8 protein-coding genes are annotated in these 10448 nt (G+C 70.4%); 7 read left to right on the top strand and 1 reads right to left on the bottom strand.

What is annotated here, in order from left to right:
- Nucleotides 1-217: 217 nt before the first annotated feature.
- Genes ACFVGY_RS37080 through ACFVGY_RS37065 form a run of 4 tightly spaced genes read left to right on the top strand, consistent with a single transcriptional unit; the run spans nt 218 to nt 5361 of the window.
- Entirely contained in the window at nt 218-1699 is a 1482-nt protein-coding gene (locus ACFVGY_RS37080) for a pyridoxal phosphate-dependent decarboxylase family protein (protein ID WP_385686810.1), read from the top strand.
- Nucleotides 1683-3002: a lysine N(6)-hydroxylase/L-ornithine N(5)-oxygenase family protein gene (locus tag ACFVGY_RS37075; protein ID WP_385686807.1), complete on the top strand. Its 1320-nt coding sequence runs from the start codon at nt 1683-1685 to the stop codon at nt 3000-3002. Before ACFVGY_RS37080 ends, ACFVGY_RS37075 begins: the two co-directional genes overlap by 17 nt.
- The gene (locus ACFVGY_RS37070) at nt 2999-3583 is read left to right on the top strand and encodes a GNAT family N-acetyltransferase (RefSeq protein ID WP_385686804.1); all 585 of its coding nucleotides are present in this window, start codon (nt 2999-3001) and stop codon (nt 3581-3583) included. The genes ACFVGY_RS37075 and ACFVGY_RS37070 overlap by 4 nt, the downstream gene beginning before the upstream one ends.
- Nucleotides 3580-5361, top strand: a complete 1782-nt coding sequence (locus ACFVGY_RS37065) for an IucA/IucC family protein (protein WP_385686801.1) — start codon at nt 3580-3582, stop codon at nt 5359-5361. Before ACFVGY_RS37070 ends, ACFVGY_RS37065 begins: the two co-directional genes overlap by 4 nt.
- A gap of 112 nt (nt 5362-5473) precedes the next feature.
- On the opposite strand, the gene ACFVGY_RS37060 is transcribed toward ACFVGY_RS37065, so the two are convergent.
- Nucleotides 5474-7069 carry a beta-N-acetylhexosaminidase gene (locus tag ACFVGY_RS37060; RefSeq protein WP_385686798.1) on the bottom strand — a complete coding sequence of 532 codons (1596 nt, stop codon included), beginning with the start codon at nt 7067-7069 and terminating at the stop codon, nt 5474-5476.
- Nucleotides 7070-7120: 51 nt separating this feature from the next.
- Between ACFVGY_RS37060 and ACFVGY_RS37055 the strand changes: the two genes are divergently transcribed.
- From ACFVGY_RS37055 to glmS, 3 genes are all read left to right on the top strand, one after another.
- Nucleotides 7121-8029: a DUF4429 domain-containing protein gene (locus ACFVGY_RS37055; protein WP_385686795.1), complete on the top strand. Its 909-nt coding sequence runs from the start codon at nt 7121-7123 to the stop codon at nt 8027-8029.
- Nucleotides 8030-8138: 109 nt separating this feature from the next.
- Nucleotides 8139-8414 (top strand): hypothetical protein, encoded by a 276-nt coding sequence (locus ACFVGY_RS37050; protein WP_360627946.1) that lies wholly within the window; start codon nt 8139-8141, stop codon nt 8412-8414.
- A gap of 86 nt (nt 8415-8500) precedes the next feature.
- A complete protein-coding gene (gene glmS / locus ACFVGY_RS37045; RefSeq protein ID WP_360627949.1) occupies nt 8501-10318 on the top strand; it encodes a glutamine--fructose-6-phosphate transaminase (isomerizing) in 1818 nt (605 codons plus the stop codon).
- Nucleotides 10319-10448 lie beyond the last annotated feature (130 nt).

Genomic DNA, 10448 nt, shown 5'->3' with positions numbered 1-10448 from the left:
GGCCCCCGGGCCCGTCCCCGAGACGCCGAGAGGAGGCGAGACCAGTGACCAGCACCATCACCACCACCAAAATGACCGGTCGCGGGGTGGCCGCGCGCGGCACGCGCGGCGCCGCCGCCCCGCGCCCCCCCCCCGCCTCTATTTGGCTTGTAACTTAGGTTAGGCTAACCTAAGCAACATCTTCCCCATTCTTCCCCCCCTGCCCGGAGGAAAGTTGATGCGCTCGCATCTCCTGAACGAGACGACCTCGGAGCACTACCGCCGCTCCGTCACCGAGGGCGTCGAGCGCGTCGCGGCCAAACTCGCGACCGTCCAGGGCCCCCACACCGGGATATCGGTCGACGAACTCGCCCCGGTCATCAACGGGATTGACCTGGACCGGCCCCTCACCGACCCGGCCGCCGTCCTCGACGAGCTGGAGGAGGTCTACCTGCGCGACGCGGTGTACTTCCACCACCCGCGCTACCTGGGCCACCTCAACTGCCCGGTCGTCATCCCCGCCGTCCTCGGCGAGGCGATCCTCTCGGCCGTCAACTCCTCCCTGGACACGTGGGACCAGTCCATCGGCGGCACCCTCATCGAGCGCCGCCTGATCGACTGGACCGCCCAGCGCATCGGCCTCGGCCCGGCCGCGGACGGCATCTTCACCTCCGGCGGAAGCCAGTCCAACTTCCACGCGCTGCTCCTGGCCCGCGACGAGGCCTGCCGGAAGATCATGCAGGGCAGCGAGCGCTCCCTGGCCAAATCCGACGTGCTGCCGCGGCTGCGCATCTTCACCTCCGAGGCCAGCCACTTCAGCGTCAAGAAGTCGGCCGCCATGCTCGGACTCGGCTACGAGGCCGTCATCGCCGTCCCGGTCGACCGCAACCGCCGCATGGACACCTCCGTCCTCGCCCTGGAGCTGGAGGAGTGCGTCCGCGAGGGCCTGTACCCGATGGCCGTCGTGGCCACCGCCGGCACCACCGACTTCGGGTCCATCGACCCGCTCCCCGAGATCGCCCGCCTGACCGCCGAGCACTCCGCGTGGATGCACGTGGACGCCGCCTACGGCTGCGGACTGCTGGTCTCCCCCACCCGCCGGCACCTCCTCGACGGCATCGAGCACGCCGACTCGGTCACGGTCGACTACCACAAGTCCTTCTTCCAGCCCGTCAGCTCCAGCGCGATGCTGGTCCGCGACCGCGACACCCTCAAGCACGCCACGTACCACGCGGACTACCTCAACCCGCGCCGCATGGCCGAGGAGCGGATCCCGAACCAGGTCGACAAGTCCATCCAGACCACCCGCCGCTTCGACGCGCTCAAGCTCTGGATGACCCTGCGCACCATGGGCGCCGACGGCATCGGGCAGCTCTTCGACGAGGTCATCGACCTCGCCGCCGCCGGCTGGGACATCATCGACGCCGACTCCCGCTACGAGGTCGTCGTCCGCCCGCAGATCTCCACCCTGGTCTTCCGCTACGTGCCCGAGGGCGAGGTGCGCGCCGACCTCGTCGACGAGGCCAACCTGCACGCCCGCAAGGCGCTGTTCGCCTCCGGTGAGGCCGTCGTCGCCGGCACCAAGGTCGACGGCAAGCAGTACCTGAAGTTCACCCTCCTCAACCCGCAGACCACCACGGCCGACATCGAGGCCGTGCTCGACCTCCTCGCGTCCCACGCCGAGCAGTACCTGGGAGAATCCCTTGCAGTCGTCTCGTGAGCCCCGTGACCCCCGCCGGCCCCGCGATTTCATCGGTATCGGCCTCGGTCCCTTCAACCTGGGACTCGCCTGCCTGACCGCCCCGATCGACGAGCTCGACGGCCTCTTCATCGAGACGAAGCCGCACTTCGAGTGGCATGCCGGGATGTTCCTGGACGGCGCGCACCTGCAGACGCCGTTCATGTCGGACCTGGTCACCCTGGCCGACCCCACCTCGTCCTTCTCCTTCCTGAACTACCTGAAGGACAAGGACCGGCTGTACTCCTTCTACATCCGGGAGAACTTCTACCCGCTGCGGACCGAGTACAACGACTACTGCCGCTGGGCCGCCGACCGGCTCGACAACGTGCAGTACTCCACCTCGGTCACCGAGGTCACGTACGACGAGCAGACCGGCCTGTACGCGGTCAGCACCGACCGCGGCGAGACCCACCTGACCCGCCGCCTGGTCGTGGGCACCGGCACCCCGCCGTACGTCCCGGCCGCCTGCGGGCAGCTGGCGGGCGACTTCATCCACAACTCCACCTACATGCAGCACAAGGCGGAGCTCCAGAAGAAGAAGTCCATCACGCTGGTCGGCTCGGGCCAGAGCGCCGCGGAGATCTACTACGACCTGCTGTCGGAGATCGACGTCCACGGCTACCAGCTCAACTGGGTCACCCGCTCCCCGCGGTTCTTCCCGCTGGAGTACACCAAGCTGACGCTGGAGATGACCTCCCCGGAGTACGTGGACTACTTCCACGCCCTCCCCGAGGAGACCCGCTACCGCCTGGAGACGCAGCAGAAGAATCTCTTCAAGGGCATCGACGGCGAGCTCATCAACGCCATCTTCGACCTGCTCTACCAGAAGAAGGTCAGCCTGCCCGGCCCGGTGCCCACCACCCTGCTGACCAACACCGCGCTGAACTCGGCGGCGTACGACACCACCACCGGCACGTACACCCTGGGCCTGCGCCAGGAGGAGCAGGAGCGCGACTTCTCCCTCGCCACCGAGGGCCTGATCCTCGCGACGGGCTACAAGTTCGTGCTGCCGGAGTTCCTGGCGCCGGTCCGCGACCGCCTCAACTTCGACGGCCACGGCCGCCCGGACGCGGCCCGCAACTACAGCATCGACGTGACCGGCCGCGAGGTCTACCTGCAGAACGGCACCGTCCACAACCACTCGATCACCGCGCCCGACCTGGGCATGGCCGCGTACCGCAACGCCTACCTCGTCAAGGAGATGCTGGGCCGCGAGTACTACAAGGTCGAGAAGTCCATCGCGTTCCAGCAGTTCGCGGCCCCGGAAGGCACGCACATATGAGCACCACCGAGCCCCTGTACTCCCGCACCGACTCGGCCCTCGGCACCTTCGCCATCCGCCCCCTGGACCCGTTCTCCGACGCGGAGCTGCTCCACGGCTGGGTGACCCACCCCAAGGCGGCGTTCTGGATGATGCAGGACGCCTCGCTGCCCGACGTCGAGCGCGAGTACATGAAGATCGCGGCCGCCGAGCACCACGACGCGTTCATCGGCCTCCACGAAGGCCGCCCGGCCTTCCTGATGGAGCGCTACGACCCGAGCAAGCTGGAACTGGTCGGCCTGTACGACGCCCAGCCCGGCGACGTCGGCATGCACTTCCTCGTCGCGCCCAGCGACACGCCGCTGCACGGCTTCACCCGCGCCGTGATCACCACCGTGATGGCGGCCCTGTTCGCCGACCCGGAGATCCGCCGCGTCGTCGTCGAGCCGGACGTGAACAACACGGCCGTGCACGCCCTGAACGAGGCCGTCGGCTTCGTCGCGGACGGCCCGGTGCAGAAGCCGGAGAAGGAAGCCCTGCTGAGCTTCTGCACCCGCGAGCAGTTCGAGACGGCCACCGGCCTGACGGGAGCGACGGTATGAGCCTCGCCGACGCGATCTCCCACCTCTCCCCCGAGCTGTGGGAGCGGGCGAACCGCGCGCTGGTCCGCAAGGCCCTGGCCGAGTTCTCCCACGAGCGCCTGCTGACCCCGAAGCCGCTCGGCGACGGGTCGTACGCGGTCCTCAGCGACGACGGCACCGTGGAGTACCGCTTCACGGCCACCCGCCACGAACTCGACCACTGGGCCGTGGACGAGTCCTCGGTCACCCGCCTCCAGGACGGCACCGAGCTCCCGCTGGACGCCCTCGACTTCCACATCGAGATGCGCGAGACCCTGGGCCTGAGCGCCGAGGTCCTGCCGGTCTACCTGGAGGAGATCTCCTCCACGCTGGCGGGCTCGGGCTTCAAGTACACCAAGCCGCAGGTGCCGGCCGCCGTCCTGGCGAAGTCCTCGTTCCAGGACGTCGAGACGGGCATGACCGAGGGCCACCCCTGCTTCGTGGCCAACAACGGCCGCCTCGGCTTCGGCGTCCACGAGTTCCGCGCGTACGCGCCGGAGGCGGCGAGCCCCGTCCACCTGGTGTGGGTGGCGGCCCGCAAGGACGTCTCCACCTTCACGGCGGGCGCCGGCCTGGAGCACGACTCCTTCATGCGGGCGGAGCTGGGCGAGGAGACCCTCGCGGTCTTCGAGGAGCGGATGGCCGCCCAGGGCCTGGACCTGGCGGACTACCACCTGCTGCCCATCCACCCCTGGCAGTGGTGGAACAAGACCACGGTGACCTTCGCCGCGGAGATTGCCAACCGCCGCCTAGTGCTGCTGGGCGAGGGCCCGGACAACTACCTGGCACAGCAGTCCATCCGGACCTTCTTCAACACCAGCGCCCCCGAGAAGCACTACGTCAAGACGGCGATCTCGGTCCTCAACATGGGCTTCATGCGCGGCCTGTCCGCCGCCTACATGGAGGCCACCCCGGCGATCAACGACTGGCTGCACCGCCTGATCGAGGGCGACGAGGTACTGCAGTCGGTGGACTTCTCGATCATCCGCGAGCGGGCGGCGATCGGCTACCACCACCGCCAGTACGAGCGCGCCACGGACCGCTACTCGCCGTACCGCAAGATGCTGGCCGCGCTGTGGCGCGAGTCCCCCGTCGCCTCCCTGAAGGAGGGCGAGCGCCTCGCGACCATGGCCTCGCTGCTCCACGTGGACTCCGAGGGCCGGTCCTTCGTCGGCGCCCTGATCGCCGAGTCGGGCCTGACGCCGGCGGAGTGGCTGCGCCACTACCTGCGGGCCTACCTGGTCCCGCTGCTGCACTGCTTCTACCAGTACGACCTGGCGTACATGCCGCACGGCGAGAACACCATCCTCGTCATCGAGAACGGCGTGGTGAAGCGGGCGATCTTCAAGGACATCGCCGAGGAGATCGTGGTCATGGACCCGAACGCGGTCCTGCCGCCGGCGGTGGAGCGGATCCGGGCGGACATCCCGGAGGACATGAAGCTGCTGTCGGTCTTCACGGACGTGTTCGACTGCTTCTTCCGCTTCCTGGGCCCCATCCTCGCCACGGAGGGCGTCTGCGAGGAGGACGTGTTCTGGCAGGCGGTCGCGGACTGCGCCCACGCCTACCAGGACTCGATGCCGCAGCTCGCGGAGCGCTTCGAGCGGTACGACCTGTTCGCGGAGGAGTTCCAGCTGTCCTGCCTCAACCGGCTCCAGCTGCGCAACAACAAGCAGATGGTCGACCTGGCCGACCCGTCGGCCGCCCTCCAGCTGATCGGCAACCTCAAGAACCCCGTCGCGCCCTTCGCGCGCCGGTAGGCACGAGGCGGGTCTGCCGTGCGACTACGGTCCCTCGCACGGCAGGCCCGCCTCCCGCTCTTCCCTCGCCCTCTCCTCGCTCCTCTTCTCCCGGTCACTCCTCCCCTTCCGGTCACTCCTCCCAGGGCACGTCCGGGGCGCGGTGGAACGAGATGCCCTGCGCGTCCAGGCGGGCCGCATGGGCGGCGAGCCGCCCGCTGTACGCGGCCCAGTCCCGCGCGGCCGGGCTCCAACCCAGCTCCGCCAGGCTGAGCACCCGGGGGAAGGCCATGAACTCCAGGTCGGCCCGGGTCGCGATGGTCTCCGTCCACAGCGGCGCCTCCACACCGAGGACGGCCGATTCCGGGACGTCGGGCAGGTACGCCCCCGGGTCCCAGTCGTAGGAGCGGCGCACCGGGACGTAGCCGGCCCAGGCCAGGCCCTGCTTCGTCGTCTTGTCGTACTTCATGTCCAGGTACAGCCGGTCCGCCGGCGACAGGACCAGCGGGTGGCCGGCCTTCGCCGCCGCGGCCACCGCCTCCCGCTCCGCAACCGCCGTCCGGTCGTGGCCCCAGTACTGCAGGACCGCGCCCGGAGCCGGCCGGGCCGAGGCCAGCTGGTGCCAGGCCACCACCGTCTTGCCGTGCCGCGCAACGGCCTGCTGCGCCCGGTCCATGAACGCCGCGTAGTCCGCGGCCGGGGTCTGGTGGGCCTCGTCGCCGCCGATGTGCAGGTAACGGCCCGGGGTGAGCGCGGCCAGCTCACCGAGCACGTCCTCGACGAACTCGTACGTCCGCTCCTCGCCGACGCACAGCGAGCTGAAGCCGACCTTGGTGCCGGTATAGCGCTCGGGCGCCTTGCCGTCGCAGTTCAGCTCCGCGTACGAGGCGAGGGCGGCGTTGACGTGCCCCGGCATGTCGATCTCGGGGACCACGTCCACGTACCGCTCGGCCGCGTACGCCACCAGGTCCCGGTACTGGTCCTTCGTCCAGTGGCCGCCGGGGCCGCCGCCGACCTCCGTTCCGCCGCCGTACTCGGCGAGCCGGGGCCAGGAGTCGATCGCGATCCGCCAGCCCTGGTCGTCGGTCAGGTGCAGGTGGAGGGTGTTGACCTTGTACTGGGCGAGCTGGTCGACGTACCGCTTGACCTGCTCCACCGTGAAGAAGTGGCGGGCGATGTCCAGCATCGCCCCCCGGTACGCGAAGCGGGGCGCATCGGTGATCCGGCCGCCCGGGACGGTGCCCGGCCCGGACACGGGCAGCAACTGGCGCAGGGTCTGTCCGGCGTGGAACAGGCCGGCCGGGGTGCGGGCGGTCAGGGTGACCCCGCGCGGGCCGGAGTCCAGCCGGTAGCCCTCCTCGCCCAGCCCCTCGGCCCGCGCGTCGATCCGCAGCCGGATCCCGTCGCCGGCCGGGCCGTGGACCACGGGCAGCGGCAGCCCGGTGGGGCCGCGCAGCTGCGCGGCGAGGAGCTCGCCGACCCGCCGGACCTCCGCGTCGCCCGCGGGGCCGGTCCGGATGACCGTGCCCGCCGCGACGGGGTAGCCGGCGCCCGCGGCCCGCGCGGAGACCGGGGCGGGCAGGAGCCGCTCGTAGGGGGTGAGGGCGGCGGCGCGGCGGGCGCTGCCGGGGTGGGCGTCCCCGGACCGGGCGTCGCCGCGGGCGGAGGCGCAGGCGGCGAGGGCGCCGAGGACGAGGAGGGTGCCGAGCGTGCGTCGCAGGACTCTCATGGCCCAGGTATAGGCCAACTGCCGTGCTGGGGACGGTGCGAGAATCGCAGGATGGCGGAAATCATCCAGAAGGACGGTACGTGGACCTTCGACGGGGACGCGGTGCGCATCGTGCCCGGTCGGGACAAGGGAGTGGGCCTGCTGCGCCAGACCCTCGGCGAGGTGGTCGTACCGCTGCGGGCCCTGGCGGGGATCAGCCACGAGCCGGGGCGCAAGACGGGACGGCTGAGGCTGCGGCTGCGCGACGGGGCGTGCCCGCTGCTCCAGGTGACGGGCGGGCGGCTGCCCGAGGCCTCGGACCCGTACCGGCTGACGGTGGAGTCGGACCGCAGCGGGGTGGCCGAGTACTTCGTGGCCGAGGTGCGCAACGCGCTGCTGCTGGAGCAGGTGCCGGCGGGGCCGGTGGACGCGTACCTGCTGCCGGGGCCGGCGGTGCCGATCTCGGTGGGGGCGGGTGACGGGACGGTGGCCTTCGACGGGGACCGGGTCGGCCTGGACTGGAACTGGACGACGGAGGAGGCCAAGAGCTCGGGCGGGCCGCGCGAGTTCCGGGTCGTGGACCTGCGGTCGGTGGAGTGGACCCCGTCGAAGGGCCTGGACAACGGCTGGATCCGGTTCGGCCTGGCGGGGGCGGCGCCGGCTCCGGCGCCCAAGTACGACCCGTACACGGTGGAGCTGTTCGGCTTCAAGAAGGACCCGCTGATGGCTCTGGTCGCGGCGGCCGTGGCGGTGCGGATGCCGCATCCGGCGGCTCCGGCCGAGCCCGTTCCGGTGCCGGCGCAGTCGCCGTCGTTGGCTCCGGCGCCCGCGGCGGCGGCCGTACCGGCCGGGGCGGGCGGCGGGGAGGACCACGACGCGCTGCTGCGGCGGCTGCGGGAACTGGGCGAGCTGCACCAGGCGGGGATCCTCACCGCGGATGAGTTCGCCGCCGCCAAGCAGGCCGTTTTGCGTCGTTTTTAGCCGGTTGAGTAGCGGATCGATGCATTCCGCAGGCGCGCAGCAGCGTGATCCTGCCCGCATTCGGGCAGGATCTTTGCTTTTCCAGGGCATCGGACGTCAATATCTACGAGTGCTCGACCGCCGCCCGTCGTACGACGACCTCGTCGACCACCTGGTGCGCAGCACCGCGCTGCAGCGCGGCGAGGCCGCCCGGGTGGTGCTCGACGTGCTCGCGTACTTCGACGAGACGACCGAGGAATTCGTCCGGCGCCGCCACCGGGAACTGCAGTCCGGCGGGGCGGTCAACACGGAGATCTTCGAACGGATCGCGGCCGAGCTGCCGCACCGGGCCGTGGCGCCGCCGGAGCTGTCCCTGCGACAGCTCCGCCGCATCGTCTACGGCTGACCGGCCCGCACGGCACCGGTCACGGCACACGCGCCGCTCCGGCAGCGGCGAGAGCAACACCCGAACCTCAGGAGGGGCAACACTTCATGTGCGGAATCGTGGGATACATCGGCAAGCGCGACGTGGCTCCGCTGCTGCTCGAAGGCCTGCAGCGGCTTGAGTACCGCGGATACGACTCCGCGGGCATCGTCGTCAACAGCCCGAAGTCCACGGCGCTGAAGGTCGTCAAGGCCAAGGGCCGCGTGCGCGACCTGGAGACCCGCGTCCCCAAGCGCTTCGCCGGCACCACCGGTATCGCCCACACCCGCTGGGCCACCCACGGCGCCCCGAGCGACATCAACTCCCACCCGCACCTGGACGCCGAAGAGAAGGTCGCGGTCGTCCACAACGGCATCGTCGACAACGCCGCCGAGCTCCGCGCCAAGCTGGAGGCCGAGGGTGTGGTCTTCGTCTCGGAGACCGACACCGAGGTGATCGTCCACCTGATCTCCCGCTCCCAGGCCGACACCCTGGAGGAGAAGGTCCGCGAGGCCGTCAAGCTCATCGAGGGCACCTACGGCATCGCCGTCATGCACGCCGACTTCGCCGACCGCATCGTCGTCGCCCGCAACGGCTCCCCGGTGATCCTCGGCATCGGCGAGAAGGAGATGCTCGTCGCCTCCGACGTGGCCGCCCTGATCGCCCACACCCGCCAGGTCGTCACCCTGAACGACGGCGAGATGGCCACCCTGAAGGCCGACGACTTCCGCACGTACACCACCAGCGGCACCTCCACCACCGCCACCCCGGAGACCGTGGAGTGGGAGGCCGCCTCGTACGACATGGGCGGCCACGACACCTACATGCACAAGGAGATCTCCGAGCAGCCCGACGCCGTCGACCGCGTACTGCGCGGCCGGATCGACGACCGCTTCTCCACCGTGCACCTGGGCGGCCTGAACCTGGACCCGCGCGAGGCGCGCGGCATCCGCCGGGTCAAGATCCTGGGCTGCGGCACCTCGTACCACGCGGGCCTGATCGGCGCGAGCCTCATCGAGGGCATGGCCCGCATCCCCGCGGACGCCGAGCCGGCCTCCGAGTTCCGCTACCGCAACCCGGTCGTGGACCCCGACACCCTCTACATCGCCGTCTCCCAGTCCGGTGAGACCTACGACGTCCTCGCCGCCGTGCAGGAGCTCAAGCGCAAGGGCGCCCGCGTCCTCGGCGTCGTCAACGTGGTCGGCTCCGCGATCGCCCGCGAGGCCGACGGCGGCGTGTACGTGCACGCCGGCCCCGAGGTCTGCGTGGTCTCCACCAAGTGCTTCACCAACACGGTCGTCGCCTTCGCGCTGCTCGCCGTGCACCTCGGCCGCATACGCGACCTGTCCGTCACCGACGGCAAGCGCATCATCGAGGGCCTGCGCCGCCTGCCCGCCCAGATCGAGGAGATCCTCAAGGGCGAGGAGGACATCAAGAAGCTCGCCGCCGAGTACGCGGACGCCAAGTCGATGATGTTCATCGGCCGGGTCCGGGGCTACCCGGTGGCCCTGGAGGCCTCCCTGAAGCTCAAGGAGATCTCCTACATCCACGCCGAGGCCTACCCGGCCTCCGAGCTCAAGCACGGCCCGCTCGCCCTGATCGAGCCGGCGATGCCGACGGTCGCGATCGTCCCGGACGACGACCTGCTGGAGAAGAACCGCGCCGCGCTGGAGGAGATCAAGGCCCGCAGCGGCCGGATCCTGGCCGTCGCGCACCGCGAGCAGGAGAAGGCGGACCACACCATCGTCGTCCCGAAGAACGAGGACGAGCTGGACCCGATCCTGATGGGCATCCCGCTCCAGCTGCTGGCCTACCACACGGCGCTGGCCCTGGGCCGGGACATCGACAAGCCGCGCAACCTGGCGAAGTCCGTCACGGTCGAGTAGCCGACGCGCCCGCCGCGGGTGCACACGAGAACGGCCCCCGGGACCTTGGGTTCAAGGGGTCGTCGCAACACCACTTGGTTTCAGGTGGTGAGTAGATCACGTAGAGGCGGGGGGGGGGGGGTGCCCCCCC

The organism is Streptomyces sp. NPDC127106 (genome assembly GCF_042677605.1).
Taxonomy (GTDB): Bacteria; Actinomycetota; Actinomycetes; order Streptomycetales; family Streptomycetaceae; genus Streptomyces.
This window is presented reverse-complemented; position numbering and strand designations above follow the sequence as displayed.